Annotated in this window: 18 protein-coding genes and 1 tRNA gene; 16 read left to right on the forward strand and 3 right to left on the reverse strand. The window is 74.8% G+C overall.

From position 1 onward, the window contains the following. Positions 1–153: 153 nt before the first annotated feature. The 6 genes from tmk to LPA42_RS09560 all read left to right on the forward strand — a co-directional run bounded on the left by tmk (position 154) and on the right by LPA42_RS09560 (position 6,045). Positions 154–2,439 carry a dTMP kinase gene (gene tmk, locus LPA42_RS09535; protein ID WP_255378716.1) on the forward strand — a complete coding sequence of 762 codons (2,286 nt, stop codon included), beginning with the start codon at positions 154–156 and terminating at the stop codon, positions 2,437–2,439. Then, positions 2,439–3,713, forward strand: coding sequence for a DNA polymerase III subunit delta' (locus tag LPA42_RS09540; RefSeq protein WP_077935723.1), 1,275 nt, complete (start codon positions 2,439–2,441; stop codon positions 3,711–3,713). Before tmk ends, LPA42_RS09540 begins: the two co-directional genes overlap by 1 nt. Positions 3,714–3,836: 123 nt before the next feature. Further along, positions 3,837–4,166, forward strand: coding sequence for a YbaB/EbfC family nucleoid-associated protein (locus LPA42_RS09545; protein WP_043961499.1), 330 nt, complete (start codon positions 3,837–3,839; stop codon positions 4,164–4,166). Position 4,167: 1 nt separating this feature from the next. After that, on the forward strand, positions 4,168–4,473 hold the full coding sequence (locus LPA42_RS09550; protein WP_043961500.1) for a hypothetical protein: 306 nt from the start codon (positions 4,168–4,170) through the stop codon (positions 4,471–4,473). After that, positions 4,473–5,150 (forward strand): hypothetical protein, encoded by a 678-nt coding sequence (locus LPA42_RS09555; protein ID WP_043961501.1) that lies wholly within the window; start codon positions 4,473–4,475, stop codon positions 5,148–5,150. Before LPA42_RS09550 ends, LPA42_RS09555 begins: the two co-directional genes overlap by 1 nt. A 55-nt stretch (positions 5,151–5,205) precedes the next feature. Further along, positions 5,206–6,045, forward strand: a complete 840-nt coding sequence (locus LPA42_RS09560) for a regulatory iron-sulfur-containing complex subunit RicT (RefSeq protein WP_077935724.1) — start codon at positions 5,206–5,208, stop codon at positions 6,043–6,045. Positions 6,046–6,051: 6 nt separating this feature from the next. Here LPA42_RS09560 and LPA42_RS09565 read toward each other — a convergent pair whose 3' ends face one another. Beyond that, entirely contained in the window at positions 6,052–7,869 is a 1,818-nt protein-coding gene (locus LPA42_RS09565) for a metallophosphoesterase (RefSeq protein ID WP_228986502.1), read from the reverse strand. 157 nt (positions 7,870–8,026) lie between these two features. Between LPA42_RS09565 and LPA42_RS09570 the strand changes: the two genes are divergently transcribed. The 7 genes from LPA42_RS09570 (at position 8,027) to LPA42_RS09600 (ending at position 11,789) form a co-directional block, all read left to right on the forward strand. Further along, positions 8,027–8,100 (forward strand) — tRNA-Thr (locus LPA42_RS09570). A 406-nt stretch (positions 8,101–8,506) separates the two neighbouring features. Then, positions 8,507–8,785 carry a hypothetical protein gene (locus LPA42_RS09575; RefSeq protein WP_144082520.1) on the forward strand — a complete coding sequence of 93 codons (279 nt, stop codon included), beginning with the start codon at positions 8,507–8,509 and terminating at the stop codon, positions 8,783–8,785. Between the two features lie 220 nt (positions 8,786–9,005). Further along, positions 9,006–9,929, forward strand: a complete 924-nt coding sequence (locus tag LPA42_RS09580; protein ID WP_077935727.1) for a hypothetical protein — start codon at positions 9,006–9,008, stop codon at positions 9,927–9,929. Between the two features lie 6 nt (positions 9,930–9,935). After that, on the forward strand, positions 9,936–10,250 hold the full coding sequence (locus LPA42_RS09585; protein WP_043961506.1) for a hypothetical protein: 315 nt from the start codon (positions 9,936–9,938) through the stop codon (positions 10,248–10,250). After that, a complete protein-coding gene (locus LPA42_RS09590; protein WP_228986492.1) occupies positions 10,247–10,897 on the forward strand; it encodes a hypothetical protein in 651 nt (216 codons plus the stop codon). The genes LPA42_RS09585 and LPA42_RS09590 overlap by 4 nt, the downstream gene beginning before the upstream one ends. A gap of 39 nt (positions 10,898–10,936) precedes the next feature. Beyond that, positions 10,937–11,197 carry a hypothetical protein gene (locus LPA42_RS09595; protein ID WP_077935728.1) on the forward strand — a complete coding sequence of 87 codons (261 nt, stop codon included), beginning with the start codon at positions 10,937–10,939 and terminating at the stop codon, positions 11,195–11,197. A 52-nt stretch (positions 11,198–11,249) separates the two neighbouring features. Further along, on the forward strand, positions 11,250–11,789 hold the full coding sequence (locus tag LPA42_RS09600; protein WP_228986493.1) for a DUF4240 domain-containing protein: 540 nt from the start codon (positions 11,250–11,252) through the stop codon (positions 11,787–11,789). Here LPA42_RS09600 and LPA42_RS09605 read toward each other — a convergent pair whose 3' ends face one another. Next, on the reverse strand, positions 11,790–12,275 hold the full coding sequence (locus tag LPA42_RS09605) for a GNAT family N-acetyltransferase (protein WP_077935730.1): 486 nt from the start codon (positions 12,273–12,275) through the stop codon (positions 11,790–11,792). It lies immediately after the preceding gene. Between the two features lie 127 nt (positions 12,276–12,402). On the opposite strand from LPA42_RS09605, the gene LPA42_RS09610 reads away from it, so the two are divergent. Further along, the gene (locus tag LPA42_RS09610) at positions 12,403–13,674 is read left to right on the forward strand and encodes a serine hydrolase (RefSeq protein ID WP_144082521.1); all 1,272 of its coding nucleotides are present in this window, start codon (positions 12,403–12,405) and stop codon (positions 13,672–13,674) included. A 66-nt stretch (positions 13,675–13,740) separates the two neighbouring features. Here the strand turns inward: LPA42_RS09610 and LPA42_RS09615 are convergent, their stop codons facing one another. Next, the gene (locus LPA42_RS09615; RefSeq protein ID WP_077935732.1) at positions 13,741–14,358 is read right to left on the reverse strand and encodes a pyridoxamine 5'-phosphate oxidase family protein; all 618 of its coding nucleotides are present in this window, start codon (positions 14,356–14,358) and stop codon (positions 13,741–13,743) included. A 211-nt stretch (positions 14,359–14,569) separates the two neighbouring features. Here LPA42_RS09615 and LPA42_RS09620 point away from each other — a divergent pair, with 211 nt between their 5' ends. Then, positions 14,570–15,076: a DUF2231 domain-containing protein gene (locus tag LPA42_RS09620; RefSeq protein ID WP_077935733.1), complete on the forward strand. Its 507-nt coding sequence runs from the start codon at positions 14,570–14,572 to the stop codon at positions 15,074–15,076. Then, entirely contained in the window at positions 15,073–15,672 is a 600-nt protein-coding gene (locus LPA42_RS09625; RefSeq protein ID WP_077935734.1) for an Hsp20/alpha crystallin family protein, read from the forward strand. Before LPA42_RS09620 ends, LPA42_RS09625 begins: the two co-directional genes overlap by 4 nt. Positions 15,673–15,683 lie beyond the last annotated feature (11 nt).

Genomic DNA, 15,683 nt, shown 5'->3' on the forward strand with positions numbered 1-15,683 from the left:
AATTGTGAAAGAGCCTCGCGTCTGCCGGACCGTCTTCCTCCCGGCGGCCCGGGGACACGGGCGGCGGCGGGTGGCGTCTGCGGCCTAGGCTCGGCGAGCAGGCACTGTCACGGGCGGGAAGTCCCCCGGCCGGGACTAGAGTGTTGCACCGGGATGCCCAACGTTGGGCCGGCACGTGGAGGTACGGCCATCGAAAGCCAGAACAGCGGCGAGTCGCCCGGCGAGTCGCCGTCGGCCGGCCCGCCCGGCGCCGAGGACACCGGCCGCACCGGCACCCAGGCGGGCACGCAGCCGGCGGGGACGCAGCCGGCCGACCGGTCCGGGGCCGCCGCGATCCGTTCCGTGCTGCGCATCCGACCGTTCCGCCGGCTCTGGATCGTGCTCGGCGCCGCGTCCTTCGGCGACTGGCTCGGCCTGCTCGCCACCTCGGTCTTCGCCGCCGCCCAGGTCTCCGGCAGCACCGCCCAGGGCGCCGCGTTCGGCACCCTGATCGCGATCCGGCTGCTGCCCGCGCTGATCCTCGGCCCGGTGGCCGGCGTGCTCGCCGACCGGTTCGACCGGCGCTGGACCATGGTCATCTGTGACGTGCTGCGCTTCCTGCTGTTCGCCTCCATCCCGCTGTTCGCGCTCACCGGGGCCAGCGGCGGGCTGGTGGTCGGCTGGGCGGCGGTCGCCACCTTCCTGATCGAGACGATCACCCTGCTCTGGATCCCGGCCAAGGAGGCCGCGGTCCCCAACCTCATCCCGCGCGCCCGGCTGGAGGCGGCCAACCAGCTCACCCTGATCACCACGTACGGGCTGACCCCGATCGCCGCCGCGCTCGGCCTCGCCCTGCTCGACCGCAGCGTCCGGGCGGCCACCGGCGGCGAGATGCCGTCCTGGGCCGAGCCGGCGCAGCTCGCGCTCTGGTTCAACGCGTTCTCCCGGCTCGCCACCGCCCTGGTCGTCGCCTTCGGGATCAAGGAGATCAGCCAGGCGCAGGCCGGCGAGGCCGCGCGCACCGAACAGGGCGTCATGCGCCAGTTCACCGAGGGCTGGAAATACATCGGCCAGACCCCGCTCGTCCGTGGCCTGGTGCTCGGCATCTTCGGCGCGTTCGCCGGCGGCGGCATCGTGATCGGCACGGCCAAGTTCTTCGCCGCCTCGCTCGGTGCCGGTGACGCCGCCTTCTACCTGCTCTTCGGCGCGATGTTCATCGGCCTCGCCCTGGGCATCGGGCTCGGCCCGATGATCGTCCGGGACATGTCCCGGCGGCGCTGGTTCGGCATGAGCATCGTGCTGGCCAGCGCGTCAGTGCTGGTGCTCGCGTTCGCCGTGCACCTGTCCATGGCGATGCTCGGCGCGATCCTGGTCGGGGCGGGCGCGGGGATGGCCTTCCTCGCCGGCACCACGCTGCTCGGCGGCGAGGTCGCCGACGAGGTGCGCGGCCGGGTCTTCGCGGTGGTGCAGATCGGCACCCGGCTGGTGCTGATCCTCGCCATCGCGCTGAGCAGCCTCCTCGTCGGCGTCGGCGGCTCCCGCAAGCTGACCATCGCCGACCTCGGCATCTCCGTCTCCTCCACCCGGCTGCTGCTGCTCGCCGCCGGTGCCGCCGGCATCTTCGCCGGCATCAGCGCCTTCGGCCAGATGGACGACAAGAAGGGCGTGCCGGTCCTCGCCGACCTGTGGGGGTCGATCCGGGGCCGCCCCCTGATGCCGGCCGAGCACTTCGTCTCCAGCGGGCTCTTCGTGGTCTTCGAGGGCGGCGAGGGGGCCGGCAAGTCCACCCAGCTCGCCGCGCTCGCCGAGCGGCTGCGCGGGCAGGGGCGCGAGGTGGTGGTCACCCGGGAGCCGGGCGCGACCGAGGTCGGCGCGCGGATCCGCGCCCTGCTGCTCGACGCGACCGCCGAGGGCCCGTCCCCGCGCGCGGAGGCCCTGCTCTACGCCGCCGACCGGGCGCACCACGTCGCCACCGTCGTCCGGCCGGCGCTCGTCCGGGGCGCGGTGGTGATCAGCGACCGGTACGTCGACTCGTCCCTGGCCTACCAGGGGGCCGGGCGGACGCTCCCCGTCGACGAGGTCTCCTGGCTCTCCTCCTGGGCCACCGGCGGGCTCAAGCCCGACCTGGTGGTGCTGCTCGACGTGGAGCCGCACACCGGCCTGTCCCGGGTCGCTGCCCGCAACGAGGGCCCCGACCGGCTGGAGGCCGAGTCCGTCGCCTTCCACGAGCGGGTCCGGTACGCCTTCCTCGACCTCGCCGCGAACGACCCGAAGCGCTACCTGGTGCTGGACGCCTCCCGCCCGGTCGAGGAGACCGCCGCGCTGGTCGCCCGCCGGGTGGAGGAGTTCCTGGTCGACCCGGCCGGGATCGTGCACCCCCGGCCCGCCCAGGGGCCCGACACCTCGGTGCAGCCCGAGTTATCCGACTCGGAGCTGGTGACGATGGAGCACCGCACCTGATGCCGGACGTCTCCGCAGCCGCCGCGCCGGAAACCGCCGCCCCGTCGGGAGCCCCCGCCAGCCCGCCGGGCGTCTTCGCCGACCTCGTCGGGCAGGACGACGCGGTCGCCACGCTGCGCCGGGCCGCCGCGGCGGCCGCCGCCCAGCTCCGGCAGGCCACCCCCGGCGGTGAGCCCGCCGCCGACCCCGGGGCCGGGATGACCCACGCGTGGATCTTCACCGGGCCGCCCGGCTCGGGCCGCTCGCTGGCCGCCCGCGCCTTCGCCGCCGCCCTCCAGTGCGCGTACGGCACCGGGTGCGGCACCTGCCCCGGCTGCCACACCACGATGGCCGGCACCCACGCCGACGTGCGGCTCGTCGCACCCGAGGGGCTCAGCATCGGCGTCGGCGAGATGCGTGCCCTGGTGCTGCGGGCGGCCAGCACCCCGTCCGGCGGGCGCTGGCAGGTGGTGATCATCTCCGACGCCGACCGGCTCACCGAGGCGGCCGGCAACGCGCTGCTCAAGGCCGTCGAGGAGCCACCACCGCGCACGGTGTTCCTGCTCTGCGCCCCGTCCACCCACCCCGACGACGTGTCGGTGACCATCCGGTCGCGCTGCCGGGTCGTACCGCTGCGGCAGCCCGCGCCCGAGGCGGTGGCCGAGGTGCTGGTCCGCCGGGACGGGATCGCGCCGGATGTGGCGCGGTGGGCGGCGGCGGCCGCGCAGGGGCACGTGGGCCGGGCCCGGCGGCTCACCGGCGACCCGCAGGCCCGCAGCCGGCGCGACGCCGTGCTCGCCGTGCCCCGCCGACTCACCGGGGTGGGCGCCGCCTTCGACGCGGCGTCCGCGCTGATCGAGGCCGCCGAGGCGGAGGCCGCCGCGTCCGTCGCCGAACTCGACGAGGCGGAGAAGGCCGCGTTGCAGACGGCGCTCGGCGCGGGCGGCACGGGCCGGGGCGCGGCCGGCGCGATGCGCGGCGCCGCCGGCCAGCTCAAGGACCTGGAGAAGCGGCAGAAGTCGCGGGCCACCCGCGCCCAGCGCGACGCCCTGGACCGGGCCCTGGTCGACCTCGCCGGCTTCTACCGCGACGCCCTCGTCGCGGCGCTGCGCGCGCCCGTCGCCCCCGTGCACACCGACACCGCCGCGCTGACCGAGGCGGGCGGGCAGAAGTGGCACGCCGAGGGGGCGCTGCGCCGGCTGGAGGCCGTGCTGGAGTGCCGGTCCGCCATCGAGTCCAACGTCAAGCCGCGCATCGCCGTGGAGGCGATGATGCTGGCCCTCTGGAAGGGCTGAACCGCCCACCCCTGCTCCGTCCACAGGGCATCGACAGGCCCGATTGGTGTGCGGTACGGTCCGGTGATGCCGTGGTGACCGTGGCGGCACACTCAGTGAGTGCACTGCCGGGAGGAGTCCGCGATGCCTCGGGGGGAGATCGACGAGGCCTGGATCGAGGAGGCGGTGCGGCGCTACCGCCGCATCGAGGCGTTGCAGGCCGAGTTCGACCAGGCGGTGGCGACCGTGGAGGTCACCGTGCGTTCCCCGGACGGCCTGGTCGAGGTCGCGGTCACCGCCGACGGCCGGATCACCGACGTGCGCTTCCTCGGCCCGCTGCACCAGCGCCACCACCGCGACGTGGCCGCCTCCGTGCGCGCCGCCGTGGCCGCCGCCGCCGACGCGGCCCAGTGGGCCCGGGAGAAGCTGCACAACGAGACGTTCGCCGCCTACCGGCCCCTCGCGGGGGCCTGACGTGGACGAGCTGCGCGCCCTCGCCGCCCGGCTGGACGAGGCCGGCGCCACCCTGGAGGCGCTGGCCCGCGCCGTGACCGCCACCGACCCGCCGCACCCGGCGTTCGGCGCGCACGTCCCCGGGCGACCCGGCGAGATCGGCCGGGCCCTGCACCGGCGGTGGACCGACGCCACCGGCGACCGGGCCCGGGAGGCGACCGTCGCCGCGTCCCGCCTCGCCGCCGCCGCGTCCGCGGTGCGCACCGCCGCCGACCGCTACTCGGGGGTCGACGACGCCGTCCGCCGCCGGCTGGGCCGGGAGTTCTGATGGACGCCCTCGACCGCCTCGCCGAGCCGGGGCTCGACCTGCTCGACCGCGTCGACACGCTGCTCGCCGGCGGGGCACCCGAGGGGCACCGGCTCTGGCCGCTGCTGCGCCGCATGCAGGTGCTTCCCGGCGACGCCGTGCGGGGCTTCCTCGACCTGCACCCGGCCCCGCTGGCCGGCGCCGGCCACGCGGTGCGCGGGCTCGTCCGGGCGTACGACGAGGTCAGCCGCACCCTCACCGACCCCGCCGCCTGGTCCGGGCCGGCGGCCTCGGCGTACGACCAGGCGCGCGCGGTTCTGCTGCGCCACCTCGACGAGGGCCCCGAGAGCCTGGTGGGCCGGCTGGAGGCCACGGCCGGCTACGCCGACGCCCTCGCCGACTGGGTGGAGGGTAGCCGCCTCGCGCTGGCCCGCGCGCTCGCCGACGTGCTCGGCTCCGCCGAGGCGGTCCGGGTGCGCGCCGCCACCGCCACCGCCACCACAGGCGGGGCCGGGCCGGGCGGGGCGGGGCTGCTCGCGGCGGCCGACATCGCCCACCGGGTGCTGGCCGTGCTCGGCGTGGCCTACGACGGGGCGGAGACGCTGCTGCGCCAGTGGTCGCCGAGCCTCGCGGAGACCACCTGGCGCGGGTCGACGGTCGGCGGGCCCTACCACGGCTCCCCGCTGCGGGTCCGGTGACCGGGCGGTGACGCGGGGGTGGGTATCGGGCCGCACCGCGTCGTAGGGTGAAGGCATGGGCATGCTCTGCGCGGTCAGCTTCAACCGGTACGGGCGCCTCTACTACCTCGACCCGGGCGAGTTCCGCCCGCAGGTGGGCGACCGGGTGCTGGTCCCCACCGACGACGGCCCCGAGGTGGCGGAGTGCGTCTGGGCCGCGCAGTGGGTCGGTGAGGACACCGACGGCTTTCCCCGGCTCGCCGGCCTCGCCACCGACGACGACCTGCGCCGCGACGAGCTGCTGCGGCGGCGCAAGGCCGAGGCGAAGGTGGCCGCGAAGCGGCTGATCCGCGAGCACGGCCTGCCGATGAAGGTGGTCGCCGTCGACCACGTGCTCGCCACCGCCGACGGCGGCGGTGACCGCACCACCGTCTACTTCACCGCCCCGCACCGGGTCGACTTCCGGTCCCTCGTGCGCGACCTGGGGGCCACCCTGCACTGCCGGGTCGAGCTGCGCCAGCTCTCCGCCCGCGACTCCGCGCGGGTGCAGGGCGGCATCGGCTCCTGCGGGCGCGACCTGTGCTGCGCCACCTTCCTCACCGACTTCGAGCCGGTGACGATCCGGATGGCGAAGGACCAGGACCTGCCGCTCAACCCGCTGCGCATCTCCGGGGCCTGCGGCCGGCTGATGTGCTGCCTGAAGTACGAGCACCCGCTCTACCAGAAGTTCCAGGAGTCGGCCCCGCCCGTCGGCAGCCGGGTGTCGACCCCCGAGGGCGACGGCCGGGTCGTCGGGCACAGCGTCCCCCGCGACGCGGTCACCGTCCGGCTGGACGCCGACGGCTCGCGTTCCATGTGCTCCCGCGCCGCCGTCTGCGGCTCCCGCCAGGCCCACGACCAGCGCTACAACGCCTGAGCCGGCTCAGGGCTCCAGCACGATCGGCGGCTCGGCCAGGCGCGGGGTCAGCGGCTCCTTCGGGGTCAGCCAGGACGCGGTCGGGGACCCGTCGGGGTTCGGCCGCCAGTCGCGGGCGACCCGGTCCACGGCGACCGGGTAGACGGTGAGCGTGCCGTCCGGGTCGATGCGCATCCGCAGGAACGCCTTCGCGTCGTCGATGCCCTGACCGGCGAACAGCTCGTTGACGTTGACCCCGAACGCCGCCGCCACCAGCAGGTACGCCGCCACCAGTTCGGTGGCGAGGAAGCCGATCAGCGGGCCGTACACCACCGCCGCGGCGGCCACGGGCAGCGGCCACGGCCAGTCGTGCAGGGGCACCGACAGCCAGGCCCAGGTGCCGGCGGCGGCGAGCGCCACCTGCGCTAGCCCGTGCGTGACGCCGAGGATCCAGTGCCGCACGTGCCGCTTGCCGCCCGCGCTCGGCGGCTTCGCGAAGAAGACCGCACCGAGCATCGTCACCAGCAGCATCGCCACCAGGGGGACGCTCAGCAGCCGCTGCTCGGTGCCGCCGGCCCGGCCCGCCGCCACCCCGGCCATGGCCAGCATGAGCAGGGTGTGCACGGTGCCCAGCAGGGTGCCGAAGCCCGGGTTGCGTCTCGGCAGCCGGGCGAAGACGCCCCAGCCGTACCGGCGGGAGCGGGCCCGGTCGGGGAAGGTGGCCGCGAGGTCGTACGGGAGGCTGCGGCTGGCCCGCCGGGACAGGGTGTCGCGCGGGGGCACCTCGATCCGCTCCGGCAGGTGGTGGGTCGGGTACAGGTAGGCCCCGCCGCTGCCGCAGGTGACGAGCTGCCGGTCCGGGCCGGCGTACCGGGCGTAGTGGTGCAGGTCGCCGGAGACCAGCAGCCGCACCCGCGCCCCGGTCGGCGCGACGATGGTGCGGATGAAGTAGTCGATCGAGTCGTACGCCGTCGGGTGGTCGACGGCCTTGACCCACGTCGGCGCCGGCACGGCCAGGATCACCCGGCTGCCCGGCCCCAGCCGCTTCGCGACCGTGTCGAAGTAGGTGAGCTGCGGGTCGTCCAGGTACGAGCCGGACTGGTCGTCGAGGCCCAGCAGCCACCAGTCGGCGGGCAGCTCGACGGCGAAGTACGAGCGGGACTGGCCGGTGCCCCAGCCGCCGAAGTGCCGGTCCCGGGAGCGGACGAACAGCCGCAGGAAGGCGGTCAGCCCGTCGTACCAGTCGTGGTTGCCGGGGACCGCGAACAGCGTGGGCCGCTCGGGCGGCGTGACCGGCAGCGCGGCCTGGTACGGCCCCTTGCAGCGGTCCTCGTACGCCTCGTAGGAGGCCGACGGGTAGACCTGGTCGCCCCCCATCACCAGGGTCTGCGCGCGGGGCAGCCGGTGCCCGTCGACGGTCAGCTCCGGCTGGGCGAGCAGGTACGCGACCGAGTAGGTGGCGTCGAAGCCGTCGCCGAGGTCGGCCACGTAGTCCAGCCACAGCCCGCCGTCCGGCCCGACCTGGCGCTCGATGCGGGCCTCCAGCGAGTTCTGCAGCTCCCGCTTGTCCAGGTACGCCCCGAACAGCATCGCCAGCAGCGTACGCAGGCCGGTGCTGATCAGCAGGAGCGGCGCGAGCCACGGCACGGGCCTGCGCGGGGTGAAGCCCAACTCCGGCGGGTCGATGCTGCGCGGCCGGCGGGCCGTGCGGGCGAAGGCGCGCTCGTCGTCGGGATCATCGAGAGGGGCCGGGCCGTCGACGGGGGTGCGATCGTCGGTCACCAGCCGCAGCGTAGTCCGGGTGGGGCCGATCCGCTGTCGGGTGTGAGCAGGGACGGGCCGGATGTCCGGTTGCCGGGCCTGGGTGCCGGGGTCCGGGTGCCGCTGGGCCCGGATGCCGGGCGCGGGTACCCGTCGCCGTGGCTGTTCCCGCCGTCGTTCCGTTACGGGAGGCATCCCGCTGTGGTGGAGGCGAGGGCGTGCCGTACACTTGACGATCGTTGCCGCCTTAGCTCAGTCGGCTAGAGCGACGCACTCGTAATGCGTAGGTCGACGGTTCGATTCCGTCAGGCGGCTCGGTGACGAAGCCCAGGTCAGATGGCCTGGGCTTCGTCGTTTCCGGTATCGGTCGCGCCGCGCCGCCGCCCGGGCCGGGCCCTGCCGGGTGCGGCCGCCGCGCCGCAAGCTCTCCCGCCCGGCGTGACACGGGTTCGCCTCCACCGGGCGGCGCCACCCGTCCCGCTCCCTTTGCTCTGCACCCAGATACGCAACGGCTTACCCAACGTGATCGGCCGTCCCTCGCCGCGCACTGCGTCACCGTGGCGGAGATGCAGGTCGGCGCTGGTGCTGCGGATATGGGTGCAGAGCAAAGGGGGCGCGAGGTGTGGGCGAGGGCGGGCGCGGGGTCACCGTGGGTGGCGGCTGCCCCGCGCCCCGCGCACCGGCTGGTCCGGGGGTGGGCGGGCTGTGGGAGCCTGTCGTGATGTCCCGTAGCCGCGTGGCGATGTCCGTCGGGGTTCTCCTGCTCCTCGCCTCCTGCCTGCTGCCGTGCCTGCCCCTGCTGCAGGTGGCCGGGACGTCACTGCCCTATCAGGACCCGACGCCCGAGATGCTGCAACAGCACGCCGCGAACGTCGCGGCGGCCGAACGCCGGCTCGCCGTGTGCGCGGCCGTCGCCGCCGCTCTGGCTCTCCTGGGTCTGGCCGCCCTCGTCCTCGCCTACGTCTGGAGGCGGCGACGCCCGCCGGCGATGTCGGCCTAGTGGCGGATCCGGCCCGCCGGTCCGGGTGTTCGGGCAGGTCAGGGCTTGGATTGCACTATCCGAAGCTGGGGCGTTTGCCCTGGTGAAAGCGTGATTATCTAGTTACCCTTGGGTCAACTGCCCGCCGTTGTGCACCACTTGGTCGGGCTTGTGCCTAACGGAGGGTATGCGTACTCGGTAGTCATCTGGCCCGGCTCCCAACTACCCGAAGGGAGCGCCCATGACCCGGGCCCCGGCGAACCTGATGGCCGTCCGAAGCCTGCTCCTGACCCACCTGGACGTCGACCCGAAGACCTCACGCCCGCAGGACCTGGAACCAGCGGAGGTCGGCATCGTGGGCGACGCCTCGCACCGGGGCGGCTACCACTGTGGCTCCGACCGCGTCGTGCCCGGTGACTACTCCGTGGTGGAGTCCACCCGGGACAGCTCGGGGCTGACCCTCGACGCGTCAGCCCTGGACGTCGGCGGCTTCAGCGTGAAGTCCGGCGGCCGCACCCACGACCTGCGTTCGTTCTCGGTCTGGTGTGTGCAGCAGTGCACCGCCGGCACGGCCGACACGCGGGACATCAGGGAGATCATCTATTCCCCCGACGGCAAGACGGTCAAGCGGTGGGACCGGCTCGGCAAGCGCAGCACCGGCGACAGCTCCCACCTCTGGCACACCCACTTCAGCTTCTTCCGCGACTCGACCAAGGCGGGCCGGGACCAGACTCCGCTGTTCCGCCGCTACCTGACCGAAATTGGGCTGATCAGCCCCCCGACACCGGAGGACGACATGAGCGAGAAGGCCGAGAACGAAATCCACCAGGTCTACCTAGGCACGTTCTACGGCGGGAGCAGCATGGGCCGAGCCGTCGACCCGGACGGTGCCGGTCCGGCGGCGGCCAGCAACAGCCTCGTCGCCAAGCTCGACTACCTGATGGCCCGCCTGGACGGCGTCGTCGCCGGGGTCACCACCCTGCAGGGCAAGGACTGGACGGACGAGCCCGCCATCGTCGCCGGGGTGCTCGCCGGCCTGTCCCCGCAGCGGCTCGCCGAGGCGCTGGCGACCGCCGGGCTCACCCCGGCGGCCATCGCGGCGGCGGTGCCGCAGGACATGGCCCGCAAGGTCGTCGACGAGTTGACCGCCCGGCTGTCGAGCTGACGTCGTGTGGACCTGGCGACTCTCGTCCCGCCCGGTGGCCTCGGCGCGGTCGGAGCCGGCGGGTTGCTCGTCATGGTCGTCCTGTACCTCCTCAACGCGAACCGGGCCGACCGCAAGGAGTACCAGGAGGCCATCGACCGGGCCGAGCGGCGTGCCGACGAGGCGGAGGTGCGCCGCTCGGCCGCCGAGGCCCGGCTCGACACCCTCCAGCAGGCCGTGGACGAGGCGCGGTCCGCCCGGCGGGCGGCCGAGGACCATGCCGACTCCCTGCTGCGGGAACTGACGAGACTGCGTCCGCACGAGCCAGGCGGTGATGCGTGACCGACGAAACCCTTCAGCTACGGCTACGGATGAACCGCCTCGGCCGCCGCCGCGCGGTGATCGCCGTCGCGGCCACCGCCCTCATCGCCGCCACGATCGGCTGGTGGGCGGCGTCGATGGGGCGGCAGACCGTCCAGCAGCAGCAGCGGGCGGCCACCGCCGTGTCCGGCGCCGAGCAACTGTGCCAGCAGGTCCGGCAGCTCGGCGGGACGTGCGTCGTCGACCCGGAGGACCTGAAGGGCGTACCCGGGGATCCCGGCCCGGCCGGTCCGCCAGGGCCACCGGGGGTGCCCGGCCTCGACGGTGCCGCCGGTCCCACCGGCCCGCCGGGACCGCGCGGTGAGCAGGGCCCGCAGGGGCCGTCCGGCCCCGCCGGATCCGCCGGCCCGGCTGGCCCGGCTGGCCCGGGTGGTCCGGCTGGTCCGGGTGGTCCCGTGGGCCCGCCGGGGCCGTCCGGGCCGGAGGGGCCCAGGGGCGAGATGGGGCCGCAGGGCGAGGCCGGCCCGGACGGCCCGGTCGGCCCAGTCGGCCCGAGCGGTCCGAGCGGTCCGCCGGGGCCCTGGTGCCCTGACGGTACGACCGCACAGGTCGTCACCGTCGTCACCGCCGACGGCCCGCAGCGCATCGTCGCCTGCGTGACCGAATGAACGACCGATGTCCGCGACCGAGCCCTTAGGAGGCCCGTCATGCCCGAGTCCGTTCCCGTTCCCCTTCCCGCGCACGCGGCGGCGGCCTCCGAGCCGCTGCTGACCGTCGGCGGGGTCACCGCCGCCGGTGCCGCCGTGCTCAGCCTGCTGGTCGCCTTCGGGCTGCCGGTGTCGGCCGACCAGCAGACCGCGCTGCTCGGCCTGGTCGCGGTGCTCGCCCCGCTGGTCGTGGCGGTGCTTGCCCGTGGCCGGGTGTACTCGCCGGCCACCGTGGCCGACCTGCTGGCCCGCCACCGGTAGCCGCTCCGCCCGCCCGGGGAGGATGTCGGTGCCGCCCGCTAGCCTGCGGCTCATGAGCGTGTCGGTGGATGGTGTCGCGAAGCTGCCCGGTGTCGAGGACGAGGCCCGGTTCTGGGCCATGGTGGAAGCCGCGTGGGAGCGGCTGGGCCCCGAGCCGGCGGCGCTGCGCCGGGCCCTGCGGGAGCGGGACCCGGCGGCCGGCGACGTCGACCCGGACGCCCTCGACGAGTGGTTGGACCCGTTCGTCGACCAGTTGCGCGCCCTCGCCGCCGACCTGTCGAGCGAGGAGCTGACCGCCCTGGACCGGGTGGTCGAGCGGAAGCTCTACGACCTCGACCGCGCCGACATCCACGCCGTCACCGACGGCTCCGACGACGGCTTCCTCTACGCCCGGGGCCACATCGTCGCCCTCGGCCGCGAGTTCTACGAGGCGGTGCGGGCCAACCCCGACCTGGCGGTCACCGACGCCGAGTGCGAGAGCATCTGCTACCTGTTCGCGCACCTGCACGACAAGCTGTTCGGCGACTGGCCGCACACCGGGTCGGGCATCTCCCGGGAGTCGTTCGGCAACGCCGACGGCTGGCGGGAGTAGTCAGAACGCGCAGTACATGACGTGCAGGCCGACCCGGCCCAGGGTCGGGTGCGCGAACGCGCCGGGCACGGTGCCGACCACCTCGAACCCGAGCCGGCGGTAGATTGCGACCGCCGCGTGGTTGGACTCGGCCACCGCGTTGAACTGCATCCCGGCATAGCCGCGCCCGCGCGCCCAGTCCAGCGCGTGCCGGCACAGGGCCGTGCCGACCCCGTGCCCGCGGGCGGCGGCGGCCACCATGAAACTCGCGGTGGCCACGTGCGATCCCGGCCCCGGCCGGTTGGTGCCCATCTTGGCCGTGCCCAGCACCCGGTCACCGTCGACCGCCACGACGGTCCGCCCGGGCGGGTGCTCCACCCAGATGTCGTACGCCTGCTCGGCGGTCGTCGCCGGGTCGTACGTGAAGGTGTCCCCGGCCCGGACGACCTCGGCGACGATCTCCCACACCCGGGGCCAGTCGGCGTCGGTGAACTCCCGGATCAGCACGCCCGCGACGCTACCGCAGCGCGGCGCGGGTAGTGCTGGCACCACCGTGGACGGTGGTGTGCCCTGGACGACGGTCGGGCAGTGGGCGGCAATGACCCGACGCCGGAAGGTCGACATGCTCGAATGCATGACGACGACGCGGAACACCACCCCCAAGCAGTCCCGCCTGATGCGCGCCACCGCGATCCTGGCGACCGCCGCGGCCGTGCTGGCCGCCCCCGGGGTCGCCACCGCCGCCGGGGCCGACGGGCACCCGGCCGCGTCCGCCCCCGCCCAGCGGGGCGGCAACCCCGTGCTGGAGGACGTCGCCCGCCGGATGATGGCGGTCGGCCCGCCCGGGTACGCGGCCCGGATCAGCGACGGCCCCCGGGTGACCCGTACGGCCGCCGGGCTCGCGGACATCTCCACCGGGCGACGCATGGCCGCCCGCGACCAGTTCGAGGCGGGCAGCAACACGAAGACGTTCACGGCGGTGCTCGCCCTGCAACTGGTGGACCGTGGGCAGCTCAGGCTGGACGCGCCGGTCTCCCGGTATCTGCCGCAGGTCGTGCCGAACGGCCGGAACATCACCGTCCGGATGCTGCTCAACCACACCAGCGGCCTGTTCAGCTACACCGGCGACGAGGCGTTCATGGCCGGCCTGGCGAGCGACCCGCAGCGGGTGTGGACCGAGGCGGAGCTGCTCGCCGTGGCGTTCGCGCACGAGCCGAACTTCGCGCCGGGCACGGGCTGGTCCTACTCGAACACCAACTACACGCTGCTCGGAATGATCATCGAGAAGCTGACCGGCAGGGGCCTGCCGGAGCTGGTGCGGCAGCGCATCGCCGCGCCGCTGGGCCTGCGGCACACCTACTTCGCCGACCCGCGCGCGGTCCACACCGGGCCCGGCTACGCCCACGGCTACGGGGTCAGGCTCGCCGGCCCGCAGCCCAGCTACGTCGACACGGCCACCTGGCCGATCGGCGGCTGGGGCGGCGCCGCCGGGGCCGTCATCTCCACCACCGACGACCTCGCCCGGTTCTTCTCCGCCGTGCTGCGGGGCGAGCTGTTCTCGGCCGAGCAGCTCAGGCAGATGACGACCACGGTCGAGCTGCCGGCGGACTTCCCCATGAAGGGCGGCTACGGCCTCGGGCTGATCAGGCTCGACTCGGCGTGCGGCACGGTGTGGGGCCACGGCGGCGACACCCTCGGCCACCACAGCATCGCCCTGGCGACCGCCGACGGCCGGCGCACCGTGGTCAGCGTCGCCAACGCGGAGCCGTTCGACGCCCAGCCCAACGCCGGCTGGGACCGCTACTACCGGGTGGCCATGGCCGCCACCGATGCGTCCGTCTGCGCGATGCTCGGCAGGCCGGTGCCGGCCTCCGTGCTGGAGGACCTGCACAGCGTGGGTGGCTGACGAGATCGTGTCGGGGAGGTGGCGGTGTCCGGAGCCGGGGATACCGCCACCTCCCCGACATTCGCGTCAGCCGTAGATCTTGCGCTCGTATGCCGGGCCGTAGTAGACCTCCAGGTCTTCCAGGCTCTCCGTCGGGACCTCGAGCTCCTTGGCCAGCCGGGCCCGGGACGGCAGCGCGTCGGGCTGCCAGGTCTCCGGCCGCCACAGCTCCGAGCGGAGGAACGCCTTCCCGCAGTGGAAGAAGATCTGCTCGATCTCCACGACGATCGCCAGGACGGGCCGGTGGCCCCGGACCACCATGTCGTCGAAGAACGGGGCGTCGCGCACCAGGCGGGCCCGGCCGTTGATCCGCAGCGTGTCCGTCCGGCCGGGGATCAGGAAGATCAACCCGACGTGCGGGTTGTCCACGATGTTGTGGTAGCCGTCCGCCCGCCGGTTGCCCGGGCGCTCCGGGATCGCGATCGTCGTGTCGTCCAGGACCAGGGCGAAGCCGGGCGGGTCGCCCTTCGGCGAGACGTCGCAGGCCCCGTCCGCCCCGGCCGTGGCGACCAGGCAGAACGGCGAGGCCGCCAGCCACTGCCGGTCCCGCTCGTGCAGGGCCCGCCGCTCCTTGGTCACCGCCCGGGGCATCGGCGCCCCCAGCAGCTCGCGCAGTTCCTCGTGCGAGGTGATCTCCACCGTCACGTCAGCCTCCCCGTAACCGTTGATTCCGGTGGCGGCCCGCGGCGGCGCTGCCCGGCCCGTCGGGTCGAGCCTAGGCGAAGCGCCGCGAGCGCGAGGTTTGTCACCCGGCGTCCCGGGTACGGCCCCACGCAGCCGCCGAGCCCCACGAGCAGCCCAGCCGGAACAGCAGCCCAGCCCGCAACCGTGCACGGACCGACCAACGGAGGCCGCGATGGAGAGCCGACTCAAGGTGCTCGGGCACCCCGTGCACCCGATGCTGATCACGTTCCCCGTCGGCCTGCTGGTCACCGCCGTGATCTTCGACGTCGTCGACACCGTCGGCGGCCCGGCCTTCCTCGGCGAGGTGGCGTACTGGAACATCACCGTCGGCCTGATCGGCGGCCTGCTGGCCGCGGCGGCCGGCGCGTTCGACCTGCTGGCCATCCCCACCGGCACCCGCGCCAAGCGGGTGGGCCTCACCCACGCCGCCGCGAACCTCGCCGTGATCCTCCTCTTCGCCGCCGTCTGGGTGGTCCGGCTCAACGCCGAGTCGCGGGCCGCCGGCGGCGCGCTGATCGCCATCGAGGTCGTCGCGCTGGCCATCCTCGGCGCGAGCGCCTGGCTCGGCGGCGAACTGGTCGACCGGCTCGGCGTCGGCGTCGACACCGACGCCGACCTCGACGCGCCCAGCTCGCTGCGGCCCCGGGCGGCCGGCCAGCGGATCGGAGACGTGCGATGAGCCAGCAGCCCGACGGCCGTGGCTGGCGCGGCCGGCAGCAGAGCTGGGACCCGATGGGGGAGCTCCAGTCGCTGCGCGCCGAGCTGAGCCGCCTCGTCGGCGGCGGCCGGTCCGGCCCGCCCGAGGTGGAGCTGGGCGAGACCGCCGACGGCTGGGAGGTCGTCGTCCGGCTGCCCGGCGTCGCCCCCGAGGAGGTGGCCGTCGAGCTGGACGACCAGGAGCTGTGCGTCCGGGCCCGGTCGGAGGCCGAGGTCAACGCCGACCAGGGCATCCCCGGCGGCTTCGAGACCCGGGGCTTCGAGTACCGCGTCGGCCTGCCCGCCCGGGTGGACCCCGACCGCATCGACGCCGTGATGGACCACGGCCTGCTCCGGGTCCGGCTGCCCCGGGCGGCCCGGCCCACCCCGCGCACCATCACCGTCGGCCGCACCGGCTACCGGGGAGCCGACGGGGGCCCGGCACACCGGGGAGCCGGCACCGGCCAGGGCCACCGGACGAGCACCGGCTCGACGGGCACGCCCGCCCCCGTCGATCCCGCCGCCGACCGGGAGCTGCACCACCCGGACACGGCCGTCGACGAGATCGACCGGCCGTAGCGGGTCGGGCA

This window comes from Micromonospora sp. DH13, from assembly GCF_020873825.1.
Classification (GTDB): Bacteria; Actinomycetota; Actinomycetes; order Mycobacteriales; family Micromonosporaceae; genus Micromonospora; species Micromonospora haikouensis.